Below are 25,361 nucleotides of genomic sequence, written 5' to 3' on the forward strand. Positions count from 1 at the left end.
GACGGTCGGCGAGGGAACGCCCGCACGGCCCGCACGGCGGACAGGTCCGCACGGCCCCGCTGCCGGGGCTGGGCGGACCGGTCGGCTCAGCCCGCGAAGGGCTGCCGGTCGGGTGCGCAGACCGTCCCGCGCGCCGGGAGCACGCCGTCGATCAGGTAGCGCGTCTCGTACCGGGCCGCACAGCCGCTGGGGTTGGCCAGGACCGTGTGGCCGTAACCGTCGACGGTCAGCAGTTCGGCGCGGGCGAGCGACCGGGCCATGGCGCGGGACCCCTCGTACGGCATGCCCGGGTCCCCGGTGGCGGCGACGACCAGGATCGGCCGGGCGGTCCGGTGGTTCCACGGGCCGTCGTAGCGGTCGCGGTCCCGGACGGGCCAGTCGGCGCAGCGCTCCGCGGCCCAGGCGAAGTACGGGCCGACCTCGCCGGAACGGGAGCGGGCGAATGCCGCCTGGGCCGGGTAGTCGGCACCGGCCGGCGGGTTGGCACTGTCCGAGCACATCACCGCGAGCGCCTGGTCGGGAGACGCGTGGGAGACGGGCGGCAGCGGCGCGGCGGGTGCCTCGGTGGCGGTCCACAGGGCCTGCAGCGTGCCCCCGAGCCGGGACCAGCCCGTGCCGGGCAGGCCGGGGACGGGGTTCGCCGCGTAGAGCGAGAGGAGCGTCGTCTCCAGGGCCGAACCGGCGGTGAAGGTCGTGCCGGAGACGGCGACCGGCCGGGTCCGCAGCCGCTGGAGCAGCTCGGCGAACCGGGCGCGCGTGGCGGTGGCCGTCCCGGCGGAGAAGGCGCACGCCTGCGGGCCGACCCGACCGCACCGGTCGAGGAAGGCGTCGAGGATCCGGCCGGCGGCCAGGTCGTTGCCGTTGCGCAGGAGGGTGCCTTCGACCGCGGCCTGCCCGTTCCGGCCGGTGGACCAGGCCACCGGGTCCATGGCGCTGTCCAGGACCATGGCGCGGACCCGGCCGGGGAACAGGTTGGCGTAGGTGGCACCCAGGTAGCTGCCGTACGAGGTGCCCAGGTAGCTGAGCTGCCGGTCGCCGACCGCGCGGCGCAGCAGGTCCATGTCCCGGGCGACGTTCGCGGTGGAGACGTGGGACAGCAGGGAGGCGTCGCGGGCCCCGCACTGCCGCCCGAGGCTCCGGTAGGCATCGGTCCACGCCCGCTGCTGGACGGTGTCCTCGGGGTAGCCGGCCGCGGTGCCGGCCAGCAGGGCCTGCTCGTCCGCCGGGGTCTCGAAGCACTGGACGCCGGCGCTGCCGCCGGTGCCCCGCGGGTCGAAGCTGACGATGTCGAAGCGTGCGCGGACCTCCTCGGGGAAGAGGTCGAGCATCGCGGGGAGGGCCGCGGTGCCGGGCACGGCCGGGCCGCCCGGGTTGTAGAACAGCGAGCCGATCCGGTGGGCCGGGTCGCTCGCCGGGTGCCGGACGACGGAGAGGTCCAGGCCCGCCCCGCGCGGGTCGTGGTGGTCGAGCGGGACGCGGGCGCTCGCGCACTCGAAGCCGTCCCCGCAGCTCGCCCAGTCGAGCCGCGGCACCGGGGCGGTGTCCGCGGCGGCGGAAGCGGGCGTGGGGGCCGTCGCGGCCAGCAGGGCGGCGGCCACCGCGCCCGCGCCCAGACGCCAGGCGGTTGCCACGCGGTGCCCCGCCGTGCGGGACGCCCTCGGCCGGCGGCGGCCCTCGACGGGGCCGGTGGGACGGGATGTGCGAGTCATACGGGAGTCCTTTCGTCCGTGGCCGGGCGGTCGCGCGCTCCTCGGTCGCGGCGCTCCTCCCGACGCGTCCCACCGTTCCGCACCTCGCTGGCAGACCCCTGGCAGACCGCTGGCAGCCTCCCCGGCCGGCAGGCCTGCGGCTCCCCGTCGCGGGGGGCACGGCCGGCCGGCGGCCGTGCCCCGGCCCTGAGGGGGCGCGGCCCTGCGGCGCGCGGCGCGCAGTGGCGCGGATCACAGCGGGTCGGGCGGGGTCGGCGAAATGCGGGGGCCGCCGGGGTGGTTGGCACGGGCGACCGCTTCCGCCCCGGCGCACGCCATCGCTGCCGCTACCGCGAGGAATCCCATGACCGTCACCGAGAACCCGGCCTCCCGCGCGGCCGGGATCCTGTCCCGGCCCGTCACGATCAACGGGCTGACCGTGCCCAACCGCATCGCGATGGCGCCGATGACGCGCAGGTTCTCCCCCGGCGGCGTACCCGGTGAGGACGTGCGCTCGTACTACGCCCGCCGCGCCGCCGCGGGCGTGGGCCTGATCGTCACCGAGGGCACGTACGTCGGCCACGAGTCGGCCGGCCAGAGCGACGACATCCCGCGCTTCCACGGCGAGGAGCAGCTGGCCGGGTGGGCCCGCGTCGCCGAGGACGTCCACGCGGCGGGCGGCACCATCGTGCCGCAGCTCTGGCACATCGGCATGGTGCGCAAGCAGGGCGACCCGCCGTTCGCCGACGCCCCCGCCGTCGGCCCGTCCGGGATCCGGCTGGACGGGACCGAGGGAACCGGGCGGGCGATGACCCGGGCCGACCTGGACGCCGTCATCGGCGCGTTCGCCGAGGCCGCCGCTGCCGCCGAGCGGATCGGCTTCGACGGCGTGGAGCTGCACGGCGCGCACGGCTACCTGCTCGACCAGTTCCTGTGGGCGGGCACCAACCGCCGCACCGACGCCTACGGGGGCGACGCGGTCGCCCGGACGGCGTTCACGGCCGAGCTCGTCGCCGCGGTGCGCGAGGCCGTCTCCCCGGAGTTCCCGGTGATCTTCCGCTACTCGCAGTGGAAGTCGGAGAACTACGAGGCCCGTCTCGCCGAGACCCCCCAGGAGCTGGAGGCGATCCTCGCCCCGCTCGCCGCGGCCGGCGTCGACGCCTTCCACGCCTCGACCCGCCGCTACTGGGTCCCCGAGTTCGAGGACTCGGACCTCAACCTCGCCGGCTGGACCAGGAAGCTCACCGGCCGCCCCGCCATCACCGTCGGCTCGGTCGGCCTCGACGGCGACTTCGTCCGCGCGTTCGCGGGCGAGGGCTCCCCGGTCCGGGGCATCGACAACCTGCTCGACCGGCTGGAGCGCGACGAGTTCGACCTGGTCGCCGTCGGCCGCGCCCTGCTCCAGGACCCGCAGTGGGCCGCCAAGGTCCTCTCCGGCCGCTTCGACGACCTGCGCCCCTACGACGCCGCCGCGATCCGCACCCTGAGCTGACCGCCGCGCCCGAGGGCCCGGCCGCACCGCCCGTGCGGCCGGGTCCGGCGGGCTGGGCGAGGCCCGACCCCGGGCCCCACTGCCCCACTGCCCCACAACCCGACTGTCCGGCAGCCGAGTTGGCGGGCCGGCCCGAGCGTCGGCCTGCCTCCGCCACGACCCCGCGCCGCACCCCCGGGCAAACGGGCCCCACCCTACCCGGACGTCCCGTCGCCCGTCGGGGAACCGGGGAGGATGCGTCAAGGTCCCGGCAACGGGACCCCGGCCCGGCGCGTCGCCGCCGCCGATCGGCTAGCGTGGGGCGCTCCCCGACCGACACCCCTTCCTGGAGCACAGCGCCGTGTCCGACAGCTTCGCGCACCTGCACGTCCACACCGAGTACTCGATGCTGGACGGGGCGGCGAAGAACGGCAAGCTCTTCGCCGAGGCGGAGAGACAGGGTATGCCCGCCATCGCGATGAGCGACCACGGCAACATGTTCGGCGCCTACGAGTTCTTCCACTCCGCCGCGAAGACCGGGGTGAAGCCGATCATCGGCATCGAGGCGTACGTCGCCCCGGCCTCCCGCTTCCTGAAGAAGCAGGTGTTCTGGTCGCCGGGCGGCCAGCGCCCGTCCGGCGCCGACGGCGAGGGCGGCAAGGACGTCTCCGGCGGCGGCCGCTACACCCACATGACCATGTGGGCACAGAACGCCACCGGTCTGCGGAACCTCTTCAAGCTCTCCTCGCTCGCGTCGATGGAGGGCTACTACATGAAGCCCCGGATGGACCGCGAGCTGATCGCCGCCAACGCGACCGGCATCATCGCCACCACCGGCTGCCCCTCCGGCGAGGTGCAGACCCGGCTGCGGCTCGGGCAGTACGAGGAGGCTGTCAAGGCGGCCGGCGCCTACCAGGACATCTTCGGCAAGGAGAACTACTTCCTGGAGCTGATGGACCACGGCCTGTCCATCGAGAAGGACGTCCGCGAGGACCTCCTGCGCCTGGCCAAGCAGCTGAACATCCCGCTGCTGGCCACCAACGACTCGCACTACGTGACCGCCGACCAGGCCGACGCCCACGACAGCCTGCTCTGCGTCGGCGTGGGCAAGAACAAGGACGACCCGAACCGGTTCAAGTTCAACGGCAGCGGCTACTACGTGAAGACCGCCGAGGAGATGCGCGAGCTCTTCCGCGAACTGCCGGAGGCCTGCGACAACACGCTCGCGATCGCCGAGCGGGTCGAGTCGTACGACGAGGTCTTCAACTACGTCGACCGGATGCCGCAGTTCGACGTGCCGGAGGGCGAGACCCAGGCCTCGTTCCTGCGCCAGAAGATCGCCGCCGGCCTCAAGCACCGCTACGGCGACAACCCGAGCCAGGAGGTGCTGGACCGGGTCGAGCTGGAGATGGGCGTCATCTCCCCGATGGGCTTCGACGCGTACTTCCTCGTGGTCGCCGACATCTGCCAGTACGCCCGGGACAACGGCATCCCGGTCGGCCCGGGCCGAGGCTCGGCGGCCGGCTCGATGGTCTCCTACCTGACCCGGATCACCGAGCTGGACCCGCTGGAGCACGACCTGCTGTTCGAGCGGTTCCTGAACCCCGAGCGCATCAACCCCCCGGACGTCGACATCGACTTCGACGACCGCCAGCGCGACCAGATGGTGCGCTACGTCACCGAGAAGTACGGCTCCGCCTACACCGCCCAGGTCAACACCTTCGGCACGATCAAGGCCAAGGCCGCCGTCAAGGACGCCAACCGCATCCTCGGCTACCCGTTCGCGATGGGCGACCGGATCACCAAGGCGATGCCGCCGGACGTCATGGGCAAGGGCGTCCCGCTGGCGGACCTCTTCAACGAGAAGCACCCGCGGTACAACGAGGGCACCGAGATCCGCTCGCTGTACGAGAACGAGTCCGACGTCAAGAAGATCATCGACACCGGACTGGGCATCGAGGGCCTGATCCGCGGCACCGGTGTGCACGCCGCCGCCGTCATCCTCTCCTCGACGCCGCTGCTCGACCTCATCCCGCTGCACATGCGGGACAAGGACGGCGTGATCATCACCGGCTTCGACTACCCGTCGTGCGAAGCCATGGGCCTGATCAAGATGGACTTCCTGGGGCTGCGGAACCTGGGCATCATCGATCACTGCATCAAGATCGTCAAGGCCAACCGGGGCGTGGACGTCGACATCGAGAAGATCCCGATCGACGACCCCACCACCTACCAGCTGCTGGCCCGCGGCGACACCCTCGGCGTGTTCCAGCTCGACGGCGGCCCCATGCGCGCCCTGCTCAAGCTGATGAAGCCCACCGAGTTCGCCGACATCTCCGCCGTCTCCGCGCTCTACCGGCCCGGCCCGATGGGCATGAACTCCCACACCAACTACGCGCTCCGCAAGAACGCCCAGCAGGAGATCATCCCGATCCACCCCGAGCTGGAGGAGCCGCTGAAGGACGTCCTCGGCCCCACCTACGGCCTCATCGTCTACCAGGAGCAGGTCCAGCGCGCCGCCCAGGTGCTCGCCGGCTACTCGCTCGGCCAGGCCGACCTGCTCCGCCGGGCGATGGGCAAGAAGAAGAAGGAGGTGCTGGAGAAGGAGTTCGTCCCCTTCCACGCCGGCTGCAAGGAGCGCGGCTACTCCGACGAGGCCATCCAGGCGGTCTGGGACGTCCTGGTCCCGTTCGCCGGCTACGCGTTCAACAAATCGCACTCCGCCGCGTACGGCCTGGTCTCCTACCAGACCGCCTACCTCAAGGCCAACTACCCCGCGGAGTACATGGCCGCGCTGCTCACCTCGGTCGCCGACGACAAGGACAAGATGGCGGTCTACCTGGCCGAGTGCCGGCAGATGGGCATCAAGATCCTCTCCCCCGACGTCAACGAGTCCGTGGTCGACTTCACCGCCGTCGGCAGCGACGTCCGGTTCGGCCTCAAGGCCGTGCGCAACGTCGGCGTACCCGTGATCGAGTCCCTGGTGCGCACCCGCGGCGAGCAGGGCAAGTACACCTCCTTCGCCGACTTCCTGGACAAGGTCGAACTGGTGGTGTGCAACAAGCGCACCGTCGACTCCCTCGTCAAGGCGGGCGCCTTCGACTCCCTCGGCCACACCCGGCTCTCGCTCAGCACCGTGCACGAGAGCGCGATCGACGCCGTCACCGGGCTGAAGAAGCAACAGGCCATCGGCCAGGACGACCTCTTCGGCGCCCTCGACACCGGCAACGACGGACCCGGCATCGGGCTGGACTTCCAACTCACCGAGAACGAATGGCCCCGCCGCCAACTCCTCGCCCTGGAACGCGAGATGCTCGGCCTCTACGTCTCCAGCCACCCGCTCGACGGCGCCGAGCACATCCTCTCCCAGAGCCGCGACACCTCGATCGCCGAACTCCTCGGCTCCGGCCGCTCCGAGGGCGAGGTGCGCCTCTCCGGCCTGATCACCGGCGTCGACCGGCGGATCAACAAGGCCGGCAACGCGTGGGCCATCATCACCCTCGCCGACCGCGACGGCTCCGTCGAGGTGCTGTTCTTCCCCGCGACCTACAACCTGATGGCCGAGCAGATGATCGAGGACAACGTCATCTCGATCCGCGGCCGGCTCAACGAACGCGACGGGTCCCTGAGCGTCTTCGGCCAGGAGATCACCACCCTCGACGTCTCCTCCGCCGAGCTCGGCACCAAGCCGCCGGTGCACATCACCGTCCCGGCCGCCCGGATCAACCCCCAGGTGGTCGCCGAACTCAAGCTCGCCCTCCAGGCCCACCCCGGCGACGTCCCGGTCCGGCTGCGCACCACCAACTGGGACAAGGACACCCTCTACGAGCTCGGATACCGGGTGAACCCGGACAACGGGCTCGCCTCGGACGTCAAGACCCTCCTCGGCAACCGCGCCTGGGTGGGCGCAGCCGTCCGGTCCTGACCGGCGCCGGGCCCGCCGCTTCCGGTCAGGACGGAAGCGGCGGGCCCGGCGGTCCGGCTACGCGGTCCTGGTCGCGCCGGACCGCTTCGCGCACTCCGGCAGGTACGAGGAGCCCGCGGCGCCGGCCGCCAGCCAGCCGACGGCCAGCAGCCAGCCGGCGAGGACGTCCAGCGGCCAGTGCACGCCGAGGTAGACGCGGCTCAGGCCGATCGTGCCCGCGAACAGCACGGCGCCGACGACGGCCGTGCGGGTGGCGGCCGGGCGCGTACGGGCGACGGCGAGCGCGAGCAGGCCGGCGCAGAGGGCGGACGTGAAGGCGTGCCCGGAGGGGAAGGCGAAGCCGGAGGCGGTGAACGCCCAGTCCGTCACGGGCGGCCGGGGCCGGCCGAAGGCGTGCATCAGGCCCTGGCGCAGCAGTTGCCCCAGCGCCAGCCACACCACGGGCAGGAGCAGCGCCCGTACCGTCGTCCACCGGCGCCTCGGCGAGCCCGTGGTCCCGACGGCGGTGAGGACGCCCGCGGCCAGGGCGAGGAGGTAGGGGACCACGCCGGTACCGAGGGAGGTGACGGCCATGGCCACGGCGCGGGCGAGCTCCGGGCGATGCGCGGTGCACCAGTCGATGGCGGCCTGCTCGAAGGCGAACGGCGCCCAGCCGTGCGTGGCCACCACGGCCGCGACCACCGCGAAGGCCGACCACGCACCGACGAGCACCACCACCCACCGCCGACGCTCCGTCATCCGGTCAGCCGCCATCCCAGCCCTCCTGCCAGCACCGCCCGGGCCACCGGAACGCGGCCCCGCGCGGCCAGGGTAGCGAGCCCGCGCCCGACGGCACCGGCCGGCGTCCCCACCACGGCCTCGCGCGGGTCGTGGCCCCCGGCCGGTCGACGCCGGTTCACCAGGTCATCCTGAACGGCCCCGGCCACCGCCCCGCGCTGCCCCGCCGGGCCACCGGCGAACCCCGCCGACCAGCGCGGCACGCCCTCGACGGCCGATCAGAGGACCGGCGGCCCCGCCTCGACACGGCGGAGTACCGGGAGCAGCCGGTCCAGGTCGGGGCCGGTCTGCAGCTGGCGCTCGTCCCACCAGGTGGCACCGGCGTCGTGCAGCGGACCGATCACATCCCTGGCCCTGGCCGCGTCCGGCGGTGTGGCGCCACCGAGCACGAACTCGAAGGGGCGCTCGGCCGCGACCGTACGGTGTCTGCGCACATAGCCGACCAGATCCCGTACCTCCGCCACGTCCGGCGCCTGGCCGTGCCGGGCCGTCTCGAAGAGCGGCACCGCGCCGTCCCACCGCGCCGCCCGCCGCATCGGCGGGCGGCGCGGCCAGAACCCGCCGATCCACACCGGCGGACAGGGCCGCTGCGCGGTGGCGGGCAGCAAGGTCACGTCCCGGACCTCGTAGTGCCGGCCGTGGTGGTCCACCGCCTCGCCGGACCAGAAGCGCCTCAACAGCTCCAGCCCCTCGTCCAGTCGTTCGGCCAGGAGGCGCGGTTCGGAGGTGTCGCCGAAGCTGAGGTATTCGTCCTCGATCGGACCGCCCAGGCCGGCGGCGAAGACCACCCGGCCGCCGCTGAGGACGTCCAGGGTGGCGACCTGGCGGGCGAGTTGCTGCGGTCGGTACCGGGGGACCGGCGTCAGCAGGGTGCCCAGCCGGATCCGGGAGGTCGCCAGCGCGGCCGCGGTCAGCAGCATCCAGGGGTCGGCGAACGGACGCCCCTGGTGTCGTCGATGCAGTACGTGGTCCCAGACGAACAGGCCGTCCCAGCCTGCCTGTTCGGCGGCGGCGGCCACGGTCGCGACGTTGCGGGGGTCGGCGAAGTCGCCGAAGTTGGGGAGGTTGACGGAGAAGCGCATTCCAGCAGGATGCGCAGCAGCCCCGGAGCGGGCAAGAGGCGTGCCCCATCAGGATTCCCGAGCACCCGGGAAGTCACCCGGGTCCTGGCGTCAGCGGCCTCACGGAGTCGGACGAGCCCGGCAACCGTCCACCTGCACAGACGTGATCGGGTAGCGGAACGGGCCGCTCTGAGTACCCGTACTCAGGCCGGCCGGGCCGTGATCGCCGGAGCATGAAGGCATGCAATCAGCAGCGATACCGCGGATCGGCATCACCGCCGTCGGCTCCCACCTGCCGGCCCGCCGGCTCACCTCCCAGCAGCTTCAGGACGAGATCGCCGCGGTCGGCCGACTCGCCCTGCCGGAGCGGATGTTCGAGAAGGCGACCGGGATCCGCAGCCGGCACTTCGCCGCCGACGACGAGTACGCCTCCACCCTCGCCGTCGGCGCCGCCCGGCGCGCCCTCGACACCCGCGGGCTGCATCCGCGGGAGGTGGACCTGCTCCTGTTCGCCTCCGCCACCCGGGACGTCTGCGAGCCCGCCACCGCCCACATCGTGCAGGCCGAACTCGGCACCCGGGCCCACGCGTTGGACGTCAGCAACGCCTGCAACAGCTTCCTCAACGGGATCGACCTGGCCCGGGCGATGATCCTGGCCGGACGGGCCCGCCGCGCCCTGGTCGTCACCGGGGAGACCCCCAGCCGGGCCATGCGCCGCGCTCCCTCCGGCATCGCGGAGGTGCGCGACGGCTTCGCCGGCTACACCTTCGGCGACGCCGGGGCGGCCGTCGTCGTCGAGGCCGTCGAGCGGGGCGGCATCCTCGACATCGAGACCGCCACCGCCTCCGAGCACTGGGAGGCCGGCGGGATCCCCGGCGGCGGGTCCCGGCACCCGCGCGGTGACGAGCACAGCTACTTCCGCGGCGGCGGCAAGGAGTTGCGCGGCATCTTCGAGACGATCGGCCCTGCTGTTCTGGCCCGGCTCGCCGCCCGCACCGGCCTCGGCTGGGACGACTACGCCCGCGTCCTGGTGCACCAGGTGACGCTCCCGTACCTGGAACGTTTCGTCGAGCTGACCGGAGCGCCGGCCGGGAAGCTGGTGCTCACCGTCCCGGAGATCGGCAACGTCGCCAGCGCCACCCTGGGTGTCCAACTCGACCGGATACGCGACACGCTGGCCCCCGGGGACAAGGTCCTGCTGGTCGGCCTCGGCGGCGGCGTCAGCCTGATGACCATGGTCTGGGAGGCGTCGTGAGGACCGATCTGTGGGTGGTGGTCCCCGCCTACCAGGAGCAGGACCGCATCGACGGCGTGCTGCGCGCCCTCGCCGCCCAGCGCGACCGCGACTTCACCCTTCTCGTCGCCGACAACGGCTCCACCGACGGCACCGTCGCCACCGTCCGCGCGTTCGCCGCCCGCGCACCGTTCCCCGTCGAGGTGCTGGTCGAGCCGGAGAAGGGCGTCGGCTCCGCCGTGGACACCGCCTTCCGCCACGCCATCGCCCACGGGGCCACCCTGCTCGCCCGCACCGACGCCGACTGCCTGCCCGAACCCGGCTGGACCGCCGCCGCCCGGGCCGGCCTGCTGGACAGCGGAGGGCTCGTCTGCGGCCGGGTCACCGCCCGCCGCGACGAACACGGGCCGGCCGGGCGCGCGGTGTTCCTGCTCCTGGTCGCCCTCGGCGCCTTCTTCGGCCGGATCCGGCCGGCCCACCACCGCCGGCACGGCTACCTGACCCCGTACCGGATGCACGCGGGCAACAACATGGCGATCACCGCCGAGCTCTACCAGGCCGTCGGCGGCATGCCCCGCCGGCCCTCCCCCACCGACCGGGCGTTCCTCAACAGGGTCCGCCGGCACACCACGGCGGTGGTGCGCCGCCGCGACATGGTGGTGCAGAACTCCACACGGCGGATCCGCGCGTACGGGGTGGTGGGCACGGCCCGCTGGTACCTGGAACGTGGGGCCGGGCCGCGCCCGGTCGACGTCCGCTGAGCCGGCATCCAGGCATTCAGGCCTCCATCGGACCGGCCGTCGTCGACCGAACCCGCCGACGGCCGCCCACCCAGCCCACCTCCGCTCCCCGAAAGCAGCCCCCCGTGCTCGACCGCCTCGCCCACGCCCTGCGCACCGACCACCCCGAGCGGCCTGCCGTCCTGCGCCAGACCGCCCTGGGCACCGTCCGCCCGGTGATCCGCCGGGGCGAGCTCGCCGATCTGGCCGACGGCTACGCCGCCGCCCTGCACGCCCACGGCCTCGGCTCCGGCTCTCGCTCCGGCTCTCGCTCCGATCCCGGTCCCGGTCCCGGTCCCGGTCCCGGTCCCGGTCCCGGCGCGACCGTCGGCGTCGCCGTCCGTCCCGGCCCGCGCGCGCTGGCCGTCATGCTCGCCGCCCACCGGCTGGGCCTGCGGATCGCCGTCCTCGACCCGACCGCCGGACCCGACGTGCTCGCCGCCCGACTCGCACTGGCCCGCCCCGATCTCGTCCTCGCCGACGCCGCCGCCCAGGCCGTCGCCGGCTGGGCGGGGCCGCTGGCCCGCCGCGCCGACCTCGCACTCCCGCGGCTCACCGCGCTGGGGCCGGTCGCCACCCTCGGCCGCCGCCTGCCCGGCTGCGCACCCCGGCTGCGCCCGGCGGACTCCGCCCTGCCCGCTGCCCCGCCGGCCGCCCCGTCCGAGGGCGACGGCCACGGCCACGGCCACAGCAGCGAGGACGCGGTGATCGTCTTCACCTCGGGCACCACCGCCCGACCGCGCGCCGTCGTCCACACCCGCGCCGGCCTCGCCGCCGGGCTGGGCACCGTCGCCGACCTGGTCGGCCCGCGCCCCGGCACGGTCGTCCTCGGCGGCACCTTCTTCGTCCTCGTCCCGGCACTCGCCGCCGGCGCCGCCGTCGTCCTGCCCGCCCGCCGCCCCGCCGCGCTCGGCCGCCAGCTCGCCCGGCTCTCCCCCGCCCACACCTACCTCACCCCGCCGCAGCTGCGCGCCGCCCTCGCCGCCGGGGCTCGCTTCACCGGCCGGGTCTGGACGGGCTCCGCCCCCGCCGACGCCGCCCTGCTGCGCCGGGTCAAGCGGTCCGGCGCCGACGAAGCGTGGAGCGTCTACGCGCTCACCGAACTGTTCCCCGCCGCCGCGGTCGAGGAGGCGGACAAGAGCGCCCACGACGGGAACGGCGACCTCGTCGGCCACCCGCTGCCCGGCGTCCGGGCCCGCCTCGCCGAGGACGGCGAACTCCGGCTCACCGGGCCAGGCGCCCGCCACCGCTACCTCGGCGAGGAGCCCGACCCGTGGATCCGCACCGGCGACCACGCCGGCCTCACTCCCGACGGACGGATCGTCCTCGCCGGCCGCCTCAAGGACATGGTGCTGCGCCACGCCGAGAACATCTACCCGGGCCTGTACGAGCCCGCGCTGCACGTGCCCGGCGTCGAACTGGCCGTGCTGGTCGGTGTTCCCGACGGGAACGGGGACGAACGGCTGGTCGCCCTCGTCCAGCCCGCCCCCGGCACCGACCCGCGGCACCTGCGCACCGCCCTGCGCGGGCCGCTCGACCGCATGGGCTCCGCCCGTCCCGACGCCGTCCTGTTCGGCACCGTCCCGCTCACCGGCCGCTCCCGCAAACCCGACCGGGCCGCGGCATCCGCCCACTGCGCACAGGAGTTGACCCGATGAACCCGTCCGACCGCACGACCGCCACCGCGACGCCCGCCGCTACGCCCGCCGGGACCACCACCGCCACGGACCTCGTGTCCCTCGCCGCCGCCTGCCGCCGGGCCCGGCGCCGCGACCGACGCGTCTACCTGCACAGCCACCCCGCGCTCTTCGCGCTGCTCTGCGCCACCCGCCGCCGCCCGGTCCTGCGGCTCGGCCGCACCCTGCTGGTGCACGGCGCCGACGCCTACCACGAGGCCCTCACCCGCGTCCCGCTGCACCGCACCGCGCCCGGCACCACCGGCGGCGCGGCGGCCCGGCTGACCGACGGCGGCGCGCTGTTCGACCAGGACGGCGGCGACCACCGCACCGCCCGCCGTACGCTGGCCGCCGGCGTCGACACCAGCGCCCGCGCCCGGATCCGCCCGCTCTGGCAGGCCGTCCTCGCCGAGCGCGTCCCCGACCTGGCCACCGGGCACCTCGAACTCGTGGACCTCGTCAGGGAACTGGCCGGAACCACCGCCGCCGCCCTCACCGGTGCGACCGTCCCCGCACGTCGACTCGCCGACGCCGCAGCCGAGGCGGCCGCCGCTGCCGCCCGCGACCACCTGCCCGGACCGCGCCCGGGCCGAGCCCGCGCCGCGGCCGAGGCGGTCGACGCCGCGGCCCGCCTCAGCGCCCTGCTGCCCGATCCGCGTGACGCCATGGTCGCCGTCGCCGCCGTCAACACCACCCTCGCGGCCGTCCCCCGCGCCGTCGCCTGGTGCGCCGACGCCGGCCTGTGGGCGGCCGTCGACGGGGCCGGCGCGCCCCGTCTCGCCGCCGAACTGCTGCGCCTCACCGCGCCCTCCCCGCTGCTGCCCAGGGCGGCCGCCGCCGACGCCACTCTCGCCGGCCACCGGGTGCGCCGCGGCGACCGGCTGATCCTGGTCGCCCGGCACGCCGCCCTCGCCCACCACCGCGCTCCGAGCCCGGACCCGGCCGCCACCCAGGCCGTCTTCGGCACCGGCCCCCACGCCTGCCCCGGTGCGGGCCTGGCCCGCGCCCAACTCGCCGACGTGCTCCTCGCGCTGGCCCCCCACCGCCCGGTCGTCACCCGCGCCCGTGTCGACCGCCGCTGCGCCCTGCCCGGCTACGCCGAACTCACGCTCCGCCGAGGACGGTCCTGATGCGCATCGCCGTCACCGGCGCCTCCGGATTCTGCGGCGCCCACCTCGCCCGCACCGCCGCCGTCCTGGGCCTGGACGTCACCTGCCACGGCCGCCGCCCCGGCCCGGTCGGCCGCCACCTCGGCTGGGACGCCGCCGCCCACGACCCCGACTTCACCGGCGCCGACCTCGTCGTCCACTGCGCCGCCGCCGTCGCCGACCTGCCCCCGGGCCACCCGGCCGAGGCCCACCAGCACACCGTCAACGTCACCGGCACCGAGCGCGTCCTGCGCGCCGCCGCCGGCCGCCCCCTCGTCCACGTCAGCAGCGCCAGCGTCTACGACCCCCGCACCACCGCCGCCGTCCTCACCGAGGACCACCCCACCACCGCCGGCCACCTCAACGCCTACGGCCGCACCAAGGCCGCCGCCGAACGGCTCGCCCTCGCGGCCGGTGCCGTCGTCCTGCGCCCCCGCGCCGTCTACGGCCCCGGAGACCCGCACCTCCTTCCGCAGCTGCTCGGCCGGGCCCGGTACGGCCTGCTGCCGCTGCCCGGCCGGGACCTCCCGCTCAGTCTGACCGCCGTCGCCAACCTCACCGACGCCTGCCTGTCCGCCCTCGGCCTCACCGGCGCCGCGCCCTGGGCTCCCGGCGCCTACAACATCGCGGACGCCGCCCCGTACCGGCGCGACGACGCGCTGCGCCACATCCTCACCGTCCACCGCCGCCCCGCCCGGATCGCCCATCTCCCCGCGCCGCTCGTCCGGCTCGCCGCCCGCACCACGGTGGTCCCCGGCCTCACCCCGTACACCGTCGACCTCCTCACCCGCGGTGTCGTCCTCGACCTGACCCGCGCCCGCGCCCAGGGCTGGCACCCCGCCCACGACCTGCGCGACTACCGCCCCTGACACCTGTCCGAGCGAACGGGGGATGCCGGGAGAATCGCAGGAGGATGCTTGACAAACTCAACCTTTCATCCCTAGGGTCGCCATTGCTTCAGGTAGTGAAAAATTTCTACCCGCAAGCACCGGCTCCCCACCTCAAGACCGTGAGACCCCTCATGACTGACGCCATCCCCGCCGTGGTCGCCCGCCTGCGGGCCGAATTCTCCACCGGCCGGACCAGGCCGCTCACCTGGCGCCTGGACAGGCTGGCCGCCCTGCGCGCCCTGCTCACCGAACAGGCCGAGGCGTTCCAGCGGGCCCTGCACACCGACCTCGGCAAGAGCGCCGCCGAGGCGTACCGGACCGAGATCGGCTTCACGCTCGCCGAACTCGACCACACCGTCGCCCACCTGGCCGAGTGGCTGGACCCGAAGCCGGCCGCCGTACCGGAGGTCTTCCGCCCCGCCGAGGCCCGGGTCGTCCGCGACCCCCTGGGCGTGGTGCTGATCATCGCCCCCTGGAACTACCCGCTCCAGCTCGCCCTGGCCCCGCTCGTCGGCGCCCTGGCCGCCGGGAACACCGCCGTCCTCAAGCCCAGCGAACTCGCCCCCGCGACCTCCGCGGCCATCGCCGAGCTGCTGCCGCGCTACCTCGGCGAGGAGGCCGTGGCGGTCGTCGAAGGCGCCGTCCCGGAGACCACCGCCCTGCTGGAACAGCGCTTCGACCACATCTTCTACACCGGCAACGGCGTCGTCGGACGGATCGTCATGACCGCCGCCGCCAAGCACCTGACCCCGGTCACCCTGGAACTCGGCGGCAAGAGCCCGGTCGTGGTCGACCCCGGCACCGACCTCGGCGTCACCGCCCGGCGGATCGCCCGCGGCAAGTTCCTCAACGCCGGACAGACCTGCGTCGCCCCCGACTACGTCCTCGCCGTCGGCGACACCGCGGCCGGCCTGGAACGCGAACTGGCCGACGCCGTACGGGAACTGTTCGGCGAGGAGCCGGCCACCAGCACGGAGTACGGGCGCATCGTCAACGAGCGCCACTTCGACCGGCTCACCGCGCTGCTCGACGACGGACGCACCGTCACCGGCGGCGGGCACGACCGCGCCACGCGCTACCTCGCCCCGACCGTCCTCGCCGACGTGCCCGCGACCGCCCCCGTGATGCGGGCCGAGATCTTCGGCCCGATCCTGCCCGTCCTCACCGTCCCCGACCTCGACGCGGCGATCGCCTTCATCAACGAGCGCGACAAGCCGCTCGCCCTCTACGCCTTCACCGAATCCGCGGACACCAAGCGGCGACTGACCGAGGAGACCTCCTCCGGCGCGCTCAGCTTCGGACTCCCGGTCTCGCACCTGGCGATGCCCGACCTGCCGTTCGGCGGCGTCGGCGAGAGCGGCATGGGCCGCTACCACGGCGAGTACTCGATCGACACGTTCAGCCACACCAAGGCCGTCGTCGACAAGCCCCTCGGCTGATCCCGCCCCTGCCCTCCCCCTCCACCCTCACCCTCGCCACCGGACCGCTGGTCCCGCCGCCCCCTGAATCCCTCCGGAGCAACCGTCCATGACCCCGAACGAGCACGTCGACGCCGTGGCCGCCGAGACCCACAGGTTCGCCACCGCCGTACGCTCCGCCGACCCGGCCACTCCCGTCCCCACCTGCCCCGACTGGACCCTCGCCGACCTCCTCCGCCACGCCGGCAGCGTCCAGCGCTGGTTCACCGTCCTGCTGCGGCAACGCATCCAGGCACCGCCCACCAGCCGGGACGTCGACCTCAAGCTCCCCGAACGGGCCGAGGACTACCCGGCGTGGCTCACCGAGGCCGGCGCGGAAGCGGCCGCGACGTTCGCGGCGACCGACCTCGACGCCCCCATGTGGGCCTGGGGCGCCGACCAGCACGCCCGCTTCTGGGTGCGCCGGATGCTCTTCGAGACCCTCGTCCACCGCGTCGACGCCGAACTCGCCCTGGGGCTCAAGCCCGAGATCGACCCGGACCTCGCCGCGGACGGCGTGGCCGAATTCCTCACCAACCTGCCGCACGCCACCCTCTTCGCCCCGCACACGGCCAAGCTCCGCGCCGCCGATCGCACCCTCCGCTTCACCCGCACCGACGGCGACGGCGACTGGCTGATCCACCTGCGCCCCGACGGCTTCGGCCCGGCCCCCGCCGACGCGACCGCCACCGACGCCGACGCCACGGTCTCCGCCACCGCCGCCGACCTCCTGCTCCTCCTCTACGGCCGCACCGACCGCTCGGCACCCGGGATCACGGCCTCCGGGGACGAAGAACTGCTGGACCTCTGGTTCACCAACTCCGCCTTCTAGGCCGGCGCCCGAACCCACCGCACGACGGCCCGCGCCGGAACTCGGCGCGGGCCGGCCGGGGCTGTCGTCGGGGGACGTGGAGGACGTCGAACTCCAGAGCCATGCTGCCGACCCACCGCCGGCGGAAGTGCCTGAGTGTTTGCGCCAACATCGCGGACACGACACGACAGGCGCCGGTCCCGGTCCGCCGTCGGACTCACCACGCGCGGCACGTCCTCCGGTCTCCGGTGGAACCAGCGGCTCCGGATCGGCCACTTCGCCCGCACGGTGGAGCTCCGCGAGCAGCCGGACCTCGGCCCGACCGAGGAGTAGCCGGAGCGCCGAGGACGAGGCCGGGTGGCCCGTGGAACACCCCGGGCCACCCGGCCTCTCGGCGTGCGCCCGAGCCCGGCACCCCCGCCTGTGCGGAGGTCGCGCCGCGCCGGGCACCCGCCCCGGGGTCAGCCGAGTGAGGATCCGGCTGCGCCGAGGGTGTCCCGCAGCCACTGCTCGACGCCTGCCACGTGCACCGTCGCCCAGGCCTGCGCGAGGTCGGGGCGGCGGTGGGCGATCGCGTCGAGGATGGCGCGGTGCTGCTGGCGGGTCCGGTCGGCCGCGCCTTCCTCGGTCAGCCCGCGCCAGATCCGCGCCCGGGCGGTCGGGCCGGACAGGCCCTCGACGAGCGAGCACAGGACGGTGTTGCCCGAACCGGCTGCGATCCTGCGGTGGAACTCCAGGTCGTTGTCGATCAGTTCTTGCAGGGAGGCGTCGTCGCTCAGGCTCTCCAGGATCTCCCCGAGGGCGGCGATGTCCTCGTCCGGCATCACTCGGGCCGCCATGGCCGCGGCAGCGGGCTCCAGAATGCGGCGGACCTCCAGGAACTCCAGCACCGAGTCGTCCTGGTGGAAGTCGACGACGAAGCCCAGGGCGTCCAGCAGCAGGTTGGGCTCCAGGCTCGTCACGTACGTGCCGTCCCCCTGGCGTACGTCGAGCACCCGGATGAGCGAGAGGGCCTTCACGGCCTCACGCAGGGAGTTGCGCGACAGACCGAGCCGCTCGGCCAGGTCGGCCTCCTTGGGGAGTCGCGAACCAGGGCGCAGCTCACCACTGACGATCATGGCTTTGATCTTCTCGATCGCCGAGTCGGTGACTGGCACGCTCCTGCCTCCCTGGTCCTGATCGTTGCAGCATAGCTTCCATGGCACCCGCCCGGAGATCGCCTTGACCGCGAAAGGTCAAGACCATCCGGCAAGATCCCTGAGGAGGCCGTCCGTCCCGGGTGGGCCGCACTCCGCCCGCGGCGGCTACGGTCCCGGCGGACCGGCACGTCCCTCCGCGGGCCGACCCGGGGCGCCGAGCCCGTACACGCGGATCGCGTTGTGCCGGAACACCGCGTCCCTCTCCCCCGCGCCGAGCCGGTCCGTGAGGCGCCGGGTGATCCGGACGACCTCGGCGTAGTCGGCCCGAAGGGTGCATACCGGCCAGTCGGAGCCGAAGAGGAGGCGTTGCGGGCCGAAGGCGTCCAGGGCGGTGTCGGCGTACGGCGCGAGGTCCTCCGTGCGCCACCGACCGGGGGCGGCCTCGGTGACCAGGCCGGAGAGCTTGCACACGGTGTTGGGCAGCGCGGCCAGGCGGCGCAGGTCCGCTGCCCAGGGGTCGAGCGTGCCCTCGGAGATCGGGGGCTTGCCGAGGTGGTCGAGGACGAACGTCAGGTCGGTGAGCCGGGCGGCCGCGAGGGCTGCGGCGGGCAGTTGGTGCGGTTTGACGACGAGGTCGTAGGCGAGGCCGGAGCCGGCGACGGCGATCAGGCCGCGCTGGACGTCGGGGCGCAGCAGCCAAGCGGGGTCGGGTTCCTCCTGGACCTGGTGCCTGATGCCCACCAGTCTTTCTCCGCCGGGGAGTTCACGCAGGGCGGCGATCGCTTCGGCAACGTCGGGGGCGGTGAGGTCGGTCCACCCGACGACGCCGGCGATCAGGTCGCTGCCGTCGGCCAGGGCCAGCAGTTCGGGGGTTTCCTCGGGGACGCAGACGGTCTGCACGACGACCGTGGCGACCGCTCCGGCCTCCGTGGCTTCGGGGGCGAGGTCGGCGGCGGTGAAGGAGCGGGCCAGTGGAGCGAGGGCCTCTCCGGTGATCCAGGGCTGCGGCCGCGTGTCGAGGTCCCAGACGTGGTGGTGCGCGTCGATGATCTGAGGTCCGGTCACAGTTCCCACACCACCGGGAGGCCGGCCCCGGCGTCGGAGTAGTCGTGGCTGATGTCGAGCAGTTCGCCCATCTTCTCCTGCCAGGCGGTGTTGACCGGGAGGTGCTCCAGTGCGGCGAGGAGACGGGTGTAGCTCTCGCACTCCAGCTGGTGGAACAGTTCGCAGCCGCTGCGCCAGATCGTCCACGAGGTGACGCCGGCGGCCCGGATGGCGGCGGTGAGTTCGGCGGGCACCGTGCGGTGGGCCGCCTCGTACTCGGCGATCCGATCGGCGCGGACGCGGGTGTGCAGGGCGACTCTCATGGCTGCTCCGGGCGGGTGGGGTCGACGATGACGACGTGCAGGGTGCGGGGGCCGTGCACGCCTTCCACGCGGTCGAGTTCGATGTCGCTGGTGGCGGAGGGGCCCGAGATGAAGGTCAGCGGCAGCGAGGGGTCGAGGCGGGCGAGGGCGTCGGGGACGTCGGCGGTGATCTGTCCGGCGTGGATGACGCACAGATGGTAGTCGGGGACGAGGGTGAGGACGCGGCGGCCCTGGCCGGGGCCGGTGTCGAGGACGATGGTGCCGGTGACGGCGATGCCGGCGGCGGCGAGGGTGACGGCGCCGTCCAAGGCGTTCAAGGTTGGGACGTCCAGCGGTTCCGGGTGCCACTGCCAGTCTCCGGACGGCAGCAGCTCGACGGGAAAGCCACCGGGCAGCGCCAGGTTTCGCGCCCCGCACGCGGTGAGCGCGGCGGCGATGGCGGCCGGCAGGCCCGCCTGATCGGTGCGGGTGACGTGCGCCCGGTAGTCGGCGACGCGTTCGGCGAACAGGGCGACGGTGTCCTCGCCCGGCTCGGTGTGGCTGCGCCGGTAGGTCCGGGGTACGGGGACGTCGGTGGGCAGTTCGTCGGCGGGGACGTCGGTGAGCGCGGCGCGGATACGGCCGAGGATGGCCTGACGGCTGTTCATGCTTCTTGGTCCCTGTTCTTGCGCCACCAGGTGCGGAAGGACTCGGCGGGGGGTGCGGGGGTGTCGCGGGTGTCGGACCAGCCGTGCAGCGGGCCCGGCAGCCGGCCGATGCGCCCGTTCCGGGCGAGGGCCCGGCCGCCGAGGGCGGCGGCCTTCTGGGCGGCGGAGAGCAGGCGCGGGGAGTCGAGGACGGCGGCGGCGGCCTTCATGGCCAGTGCCTCCGCCCGCTTCGGCTTGCTCTCGACGGCCTTGGCCCTCAGGTGGGCCAGCACCTCGGGGATGTCGATCTTGACGGGGCAGGCGTCGTAGCAGGCCCCGCACAGCGTGGAGGCGAACGGCAGCGAAGCGGCGTTCTCCACGCCGACGAGCTGCGGGGTGAGGACGGCGCCGATCGGTCCGGGGTAGACGGAGCCGTAGGCGTGGCCGCCGGTGCGCTCGAAGACGGGGCAGACGTTGAGGCAGGCCGAGCAGCGGATGCAGCCGAGGACCTGGCGTCCGACCTCGTCGGCGAGGGTGTCGGTGCGGCCGTTGTCGAGCAGCACCAGGTGGAACTGCGACGGGCCGTCGCCGTCGGTGGTGCCGGTCCAGGTGGAGGTGTACGGGTTCATCCGCTCGCCGGTGGAGGAACGCGGCAGCAGCTGGAGGAAGACCTCCAGGTCGCGCCAGGTGGGGACCACCTTCTCGATGCCCATGACGGTGATGAGGGTTTCGGGCAGGGTGAGGCACATGCGGCCGTTGCCCTCGGACTCCACGACGACCACGGTGCCGGTGTCGGCGGTGGCGAAGTTGGCGCCGGAGACGGCCACCTTGGCGGTGAGGAACTTGCTCCGCAGGTGCAGCCGGGCGGCTTCGGCGAGTTCGCGCGGGTCGTCGCCGAGGCCGTCGGGTGCGGGCTGCCCCCAGCGGGCCATTTCGGCGGTGAAGAGGTCGCGGATCTCGCTGCGGTTCTTGTGGATCGCGGGGACGAGGATGTGGGAGGGCCGGTCGTCGCCGAGTTGGACGATGAGTTCGGCGAGGTCGGTCTCGTAGGCGGTGATCCCGGCCTCGGCGAGGGCCTCGTTGAGGCCGATCTCCTGCGTGGCCATCGACTTGACCTTCACCACCTCGCGCTCGCCGGTGGCCCGCACGAGTTCGGTGACAATGCGGTTGGCCTCGGCGGCGTCGCCCGCCCAGTGCACGGTGCCGCCCGCCGCGGTGACAGCGGCCTCCAACTGGACGAGATAGCGGTTGAGGTGACGTGAGGTGCGCTTCTTGATCGCGGCGGCAGCATCACGCAGCTGCTCCCAGTCGTCCAGTTCGGAGGCGACCGCGAGCCGCTTGTCGCGGATGGTGGTGGTGGCGCGCTTCAGGTTGGCGCGCAGCTGCTGGTCGGCAAGCGCGGTGCGGGCCGCCTCGGGGAAGGACGGCGAGCCGAGCCAGACGACGCCACGGCTGCCGGGATTGCTCATCGTGCGGTTCCTTCGGTGGCGGCGAGGATCTCGGCCAGGTGCAGGGTCCGCACGGGCGCGCCCTGGCGGGACAGTCCGCCGCCGATGTGCATCAGGCAGGAGTTGTCGGCGGCGCACAGGACCTCGGCACCGCTCGCCAGGACGGCGGTGTTCTTGTCGGCGAGCATCGCGGCGGAGGTGTCGGCGTTCTTGACGGCGAACGTGCCGCCGAAGCCGCAGCAGGAGTCGGCCGCGGGCAGGTCGACCAGCTCAAGGTCCTCGACGGCGCGCAGTAGCCGGTCGGGGCGGTCGCCGAGGCGAAGGCCGCGCAGGGAGTGGCAGGTGGGGTGGTAGGCGACGCGGTGCGGGAAGCGGGCGCCGACGTCCGTGACGCCGAGCACGTCGGTCAGGAACTCGGTGAACTCGTACACCCGGGGCACCAGTTCGGTGACCTGCTGCTGGAGGTCGGTGTTCCCGTGGTCGCGGGCGAGCAGGGGGTGGTTGTCGCGGACCATCCCGGCGCAGGAGGCGGAGGGGGTGATCACGGCGTCGTAGTCGGCGAAGGTCCGGGCGAAGCGGGCCACCAGCGGGAGGGCGTCGGGGCGGTAGCCGGTGTTGAAGTGCATCTGGCCGCAGCAGGTCTGTTCCCGCGGGAACTCGACGCGGTGGCCGAGTCGCTCCAGCACGGTCACCACCGCGCGGCCGGTGTCGGGGAAGAGCGTGTCGTTGAAGCAGGTGATGAACAGGGCGACGCGCATCAGCTCACCACCTCGGGCGTGGGGACGTCCGCGGGCAGCAGTCCGCGGTCCTTGAGGTCCGCCCAGAGTACCGCCGGGACGGGGTGGTGGAGCATGGTGGCGGCGTCCCGGACCTCACCGGCGCTACGGGTGCCGACCAGGACGCTCGCCACCGCCGGGTGCCCGAACGGGAACCGCAGGGCGGCGGCGCGCAGCGGTACGCCGTGCCGCTCGCAGACGGCCTTGAGATCGAGCGCGCGGTTCAGCAGGTGGTCGGGCGCGGCCGTGTAGTCGAAGGTGGCGCCGGGGCGGGGGTCGGCGAGCAGGCCGGAGTTGAAGACGCCGCCGATGACGACGCCGACGCCCCGCTGCTGGGCCAAGGGCAGCAGCTCGGTCAGCCCCTGCTGGTCGAGGAGGGTGTAGCGGCCGGCCAGCAGGACCGCGTCGATGTCGGTCTCGCGGATGAAGCGGGCGGGCAGCTCGGCCTGGTTCATGCCGATGCCGATCGCCCCCAGGACACCTTCGGCGCGCAGGCGTTCCAGTTCCGGGTAGGCCTCGGTGAGCGCCTGTTCGGCGTGGTCGTCGGGGTCGTGCAGGTAGGCGATGTCGATCCGGTCGAGGCCGAGCCGGTTCAGGCTGTCCTCGATGGAGTGGCGTACGCCCCGGGCGCTGAAGTCCCAGACGCGGCGGTGGGTGGCGGGGACGGCGAAGCCGTTGGCCAGGTCGTCGCCGTCGCCGGAGGGAGCCGGCTCCAGCAGCCGGCCGACCTTCGTGGAGAGCGTGTACTGGTCCCGGGGGAACTCGCGCAGGGCGTCGCCGAGCCGGCGCTCCGACAGGCCCAGGCCGTAGTGCGGGGCGGTGTCGAAGTACCGTACGCCGGACTCCCAGGCTGCGGTGACGGCCTGTTCGGCCTGCGCCTCGGTGACCGGGGTGAACAGGTTTCCGATGCCGGCGGCGCCGAACGCGAGTGCGGTCACGTGCGCCGTGCTGCGGCCGAGCGGGTTGTGGCGCGGCTTCACCGGCGTGGCTCCGGTCGCAGGCGCAGGCCGGCCATGCCGCCGTCCACGGCGAGCGCGGTGCCGGTGACGCTGGCGGCGGCCGGGGAGGCGAGGTAGGCGATGGCGGCGGCGACCTCTTCGGCGCTGACCAGCCGGCCGGTGGGCTGGCGGGCATTCAGGGCGGCGCGTTCGGCGGCCGGGTCGTCGGCCGCGTCGAGCAGCCGGGCGACCCACGGGGTGTCGACGGTGCCGGGGTTGACGCAGTTGACCCGGATGCCGTCGCGGACGTGGTCGGCGGCCATGGCCAGGGTGAGCGAGAGGACGGCGCCCTTGCTCGCCGAGTACAGCGCGCGCTGGGGCAGTCCGGCGGTGGCGGCGATGGAGCAGGTGTTGACCACCGAGGCGTGGGCCGAGCGGCGCAGGTACGGCAGGGCGGCGCGGGTGGTGCGGACGATGCCGAGCACATTGACGTCCAGGACGCGGTGCCACTGCTCGTCGGGGTTGTCCTCGACGGTACCGGCGGCGCCGATGCCGGCGTTGTTGACCAGGATGTCGATCCCGCCGAGCGCTTCGGCCGCCGCCTGAACGGCCTCGCGGACCGAGCGGTCGTCGGCGACGTCGGCGGTGAAGCCGCGCAGCGGGACGGGGACGCTGCTCGGGTCGAGGTCGAGGACGGCGACGTCCGCTCCGCGTTCGCCGAGCAGGCGGGCGGTGGCGAGTCCGATGCCGGAGGCTCCGCCGGTGACCAGGGCGGTGAGTCCCTGGAGGTCGCGGGTGGTCATGAGCGCTCCTCCTTGTCGTGGCCCGCCAGGTCGGCTGCCCAGAACGCGCCGTCGGGGTAGGTGTAGGTGTCGATGGTGGCCTGGTGCATGGTGGCGGAGAAGCCGGGCAGGGCAGGGGCTCGGTAGTGGCCGGCGTCGATGACGACGGGGTCGAGGAAGTGCTGGTGGAGGTGGTCGACGTACTCGATGACCCGGTCCTCGGTGGTGCCGGAGAGCGCGACGTAGTCGAACATCGACAGGTGCTGGACCAGTTCGCACAGGCCCACGCCGCCGGCGTGCGGGCAGACCGGGACGCCGAACCTGGCGGCGAGCAGCAGGATGGCGAGGTTCTCGTTGACGCCGGCCACCCGGGCCGAGTCCAGCTGGAGGACGTCGAGGGCGCCGGCCTGGAGCAGTTGCTTGAAGACGATGCGGTTCTGCACGTGCTCGCCGGTGGCGACCCTGATCGGGTGGACACCCTTGCGGATGGCGGCGTGGCCGAGGACGTCGTCCGGGCTGGTGGGCTCCTCGATCCAGTACGGGTCGAACTCGGCGAGGGCGTTCGTCCACTCGATCGCCTCGGCGATGTTCCAGCGCTGGTTGGCGTCGATCGCCATCCGGATGTCCGGGCCGACGGCGGCGCGGGCGGCGCGGCAACGGCGGACGTCGTCCTGAAGGTCGGCGCCGACCTTCAGCTTGATCTGGGCGAAGCCGTCCGCGACGGCCTGCTTGGCGAGGCGGGTGAGCTTCTCGTCGCTGTAGCCGAGCCAGCCGGGCGAGGTGGTGTAGGCGGGATAGCCGCGGCGCACGAGTTCGGCGGCCCGGGCGGGTGCGCCCTGTCTGCCCTTGCGCAGCAGTTCGAGAGCCTCGTCGGGCGTCAGCGCGTCGGCGATGTAACGGAAGTCGACCTGGGAGACCAACCACTCGGGGTCGGCGTCGACGAGCAGCTGCCACAGCGGCTTGCCCTCGCGCTTGGCGGCGAGGTCCCAGACCGCGTTGACGACGGCCCCGATGGCCATGTGCATCACGCCCTTCTCGGGGCCGAGCCAGCGCAGCTGGCTGTCACCGATCAGGTCGCGGTACAGGGAACCGGGGTCGGCGCACAGCTCGGCGACGGAACGCCCGACGATGTGCGGGCGCAGCGCGTCGATGGCGGCGACCTGGACGTCGTTGCCACGGCCGATGGTGAAGGTGAACCCGTGGCCCTCCGGCTCGCCGTCGGAGGTGCGCAGCACCAGGTAGGCGGCGGAGTAGTCGGGGTCCGGGTTCATGGCGTCGGACCCGTCCAGCTCCCGCGAGGTGGGGAAGCGGATGTCGTAGGTGTCGACGGCGGTGATCCGCGCCGCTGTGGTTGCGGACAAGGTGGTG

General features: G+C 73.8%; 21 protein-coding genes. 9 read left to right on the forward strand and 12 right to left on the reverse strand.

The window, feature by feature from the left end:
* Positions 1-86: 86 nt before the first annotated feature.
* Positions 87-1,631 (reverse strand): alpha/beta hydrolase, encoded by a 1,545-nt coding sequence (locus ACZ6EM_RS02570; RefSeq protein ID WP_401054101.1) that lies wholly within the window; start codon positions 1,629-1,631, stop codon positions 87-89.
* 421 nt (positions 1,632-2,052) lie between these two features.
* Here ACZ6EM_RS02570 and ACZ6EM_RS02575 point away from each other — a divergent pair, with 421 nt between their 5' ends.
* Positions 2,053-3,180 (forward strand): NADH:flavin oxidoreductase, encoded by a 1,128-nt coding sequence (locus tag ACZ6EM_RS02575; protein ID WP_380549655.1) that lies wholly within the window; start codon positions 2,053-2,055, stop codon positions 3,178-3,180.
* Between the two features lie 340 nt (positions 3,181-3,520).
* Entirely contained in the window at positions 3,521-7,084 is a 3,564-nt protein-coding gene (dnaE, locus tag ACZ6EM_RS02580; protein WP_401046011.1) for a DNA polymerase III subunit alpha, read from the forward strand.
* 57 nt (positions 7,085-7,141) lie between these two features.
* Here dnaE and ACZ6EM_RS02585 read toward each other — a convergent pair whose 3' ends face one another.
* Positions 7,142-7,837, reverse strand: a complete 696-nt coding sequence (locus ACZ6EM_RS02585; RefSeq protein ID WP_465771435.1) for a phosphatase PAP2 family protein — start codon at positions 7,835-7,837, stop codon at positions 7,142-7,144.
* A 242-nt stretch (positions 7,838-8,079) separates the two neighbouring features.
* Positions 8,080-8,943 (reverse strand): LLM class flavin-dependent oxidoreductase, encoded by an 864-nt coding sequence (locus tag ACZ6EM_RS02590; RefSeq protein ID WP_401046007.1) that lies wholly within the window; start codon positions 8,941-8,943, stop codon positions 8,080-8,082.
* Between the two features lie 220 nt (positions 8,944-9,163).
* Between ACZ6EM_RS02590 and ACZ6EM_RS02595 the strand changes: the two genes are divergently transcribed.
* The 7 genes from ACZ6EM_RS02595 to ACZ6EM_RS02625 all read left to right on the forward strand — a co-directional run bounded on the left by ACZ6EM_RS02595 (position 9,164) and on the right by ACZ6EM_RS02625 (position 16,938).
* Positions 9,164-10,177 (forward strand): 3-oxoacyl-ACP synthase III family protein, encoded by a 1,014-nt coding sequence (locus tag ACZ6EM_RS02595; protein WP_401046004.1) that lies wholly within the window; start codon positions 9,164-9,166, stop codon positions 10,175-10,177.
* Complete coding sequence (locus ACZ6EM_RS02600) at positions 10,174-10,917, forward strand: glycosyltransferase family 2 protein (protein WP_452177494.1); 744 nt, start codon at positions 10,174-10,176, stop codon at positions 10,915-10,917. Before ACZ6EM_RS02595 ends, ACZ6EM_RS02600 begins: the two co-directional genes overlap by 4 nt.
* Before the next feature lie 104 nt (positions 10,918-11,021).
* The gene (locus tag ACZ6EM_RS02605; protein WP_465771436.1) at positions 11,022-12,593 is read left to right on the forward strand and encodes an AMP-binding protein; all 1,572 of its coding nucleotides are present in this window, start codon (positions 11,022-11,024) and stop codon (positions 12,591-12,593) included.
* Positions 12,590-13,741: a cytochrome P450 family protein gene (locus ACZ6EM_RS02610; RefSeq protein WP_465771438.1), complete on the forward strand. Its 1,152-nt coding sequence runs from the start codon at positions 12,590-12,592 to the stop codon at positions 13,739-13,741. The genes ACZ6EM_RS02605 and ACZ6EM_RS02610 overlap by 4 nt, the downstream gene beginning before the upstream one ends.
* Positions 13,741-14,628, forward strand: a complete 888-nt coding sequence (locus ACZ6EM_RS02615) for an NAD-dependent epimerase/dehydratase family protein (protein WP_465771439.1) — start codon at positions 13,741-13,743, stop codon at positions 14,626-14,628. The genes ACZ6EM_RS02610 and ACZ6EM_RS02615 overlap by 1 nt, the downstream gene beginning before the upstream one ends.
* A 152-nt stretch (positions 14,629-14,780) precedes the next feature.
* On the forward strand, positions 14,781-16,088 hold the full coding sequence (locus ACZ6EM_RS02620) for an aldehyde dehydrogenase family protein (protein ID WP_452177498.1): 1,308 nt from the start codon (positions 14,781-14,783) through the stop codon (positions 16,086-16,088).
* An 88-nt stretch (positions 16,089-16,176) separates the two neighbouring features.
* Positions 16,177-16,938, forward strand: a complete 762-nt coding sequence (locus tag ACZ6EM_RS02625; RefSeq protein ID WP_465771440.1) for a maleylpyruvate isomerase family mycothiol-dependent enzyme — start codon at positions 16,177-16,179, stop codon at positions 16,936-16,938.
* Positions 16,939-17,378: 440 nt separating this feature from the next.
* Here ACZ6EM_RS02625 and ACZ6EM_RS02630 read toward each other — a convergent pair whose 3' ends face one another.
* The 9 genes from ACZ6EM_RS02630 to ACZ6EM_RS02670 form a co-directional block, all read right to left on the reverse strand.
* The gene (locus ACZ6EM_RS02630; RefSeq protein ID WP_401047244.1) at positions 17,379-18,074 is read right to left on the reverse strand and encodes a FadR/GntR family transcriptional regulator; all 696 of its coding nucleotides are present in this window, start codon (positions 18,072-18,074) and stop codon (positions 17,379-17,381) included.
* 147 nt (positions 18,075-18,221) lie between these two features.
* Positions 18,222-19,121 carry an amidohydrolase family protein gene (locus tag ACZ6EM_RS02635; RefSeq protein WP_401047246.1) on the reverse strand — a complete coding sequence of 300 codons (900 nt, stop codon included), beginning with the start codon at positions 19,119-19,121 and terminating at the stop codon, positions 18,222-18,224.
* The gene (locus ACZ6EM_RS02640; protein WP_401047248.1) at positions 19,118-19,423 is read right to left on the reverse strand and encodes an L-rhamnose mutarotase; all 306 of its coding nucleotides are present in this window, start codon (positions 19,421-19,423) and stop codon (positions 19,118-19,120) included. Before ACZ6EM_RS02640 ends, ACZ6EM_RS02635 begins: the two co-directional genes overlap by 4 nt.
* Positions 19,420-20,070, reverse strand: a complete 651-nt coding sequence (locus tag ACZ6EM_RS02645; protein WP_401047250.1) for a LutC/YkgG family protein — start codon at positions 20,068-20,070, stop codon at positions 19,420-19,422. The genes ACZ6EM_RS02640 and ACZ6EM_RS02645 overlap by 4 nt, the downstream gene beginning before the upstream one ends.
* Entirely contained in the window at positions 20,067-21,518 is a 1,452-nt protein-coding gene (locus tag ACZ6EM_RS02650) for a LutB/LldF family L-lactate oxidation iron-sulfur protein (protein ID WP_401047252.1), read from the reverse strand. Before ACZ6EM_RS02650 ends, ACZ6EM_RS02645 begins: the two co-directional genes overlap by 4 nt.
* Positions 21,515-22,255: a (Fe-S)-binding protein gene (locus ACZ6EM_RS02655; RefSeq protein ID WP_401047255.1), complete on the reverse strand. Its 741-nt coding sequence runs from the start codon at positions 22,253-22,255 to the stop codon at positions 21,515-21,517. Before ACZ6EM_RS02655 ends, ACZ6EM_RS02650 begins: the two co-directional genes overlap by 4 nt.
* A complete protein-coding gene (locus ACZ6EM_RS02660) occupies positions 22,255-23,253 on the reverse strand; it encodes an aldo/keto reductase (protein ID WP_465771441.1) in 999 nt (332 codons plus the stop codon). The genes ACZ6EM_RS02655 and ACZ6EM_RS02660 overlap by 1 nt, the downstream gene beginning before the upstream one ends.
* Positions 23,250-24,014 carry an SDR family NAD(P)-dependent oxidoreductase gene (locus ACZ6EM_RS02665; protein WP_465771442.1) on the reverse strand — a complete coding sequence of 255 codons (765 nt, stop codon included), beginning with the start codon at positions 24,012-24,014 and terminating at the stop codon, positions 23,250-23,252. The genes ACZ6EM_RS02660 and ACZ6EM_RS02665 overlap by 4 nt, the downstream gene beginning before the upstream one ends.
* On the reverse strand, positions 24,011-25,354 hold the full coding sequence (locus ACZ6EM_RS02670) for an L-fuconate dehydratase (protein WP_465771443.1): 1,344 nt from the start codon (positions 25,352-25,354) through the stop codon (positions 24,011-24,013). Before ACZ6EM_RS02670 ends, ACZ6EM_RS02665 begins: the two co-directional genes overlap by 4 nt.
* Positions 25,355-25,361: the final 7 nt, after the last annotated feature.

It is taken from the genome of Kitasatospora sp. NPDC041917 (assembly GCF_055589745.1).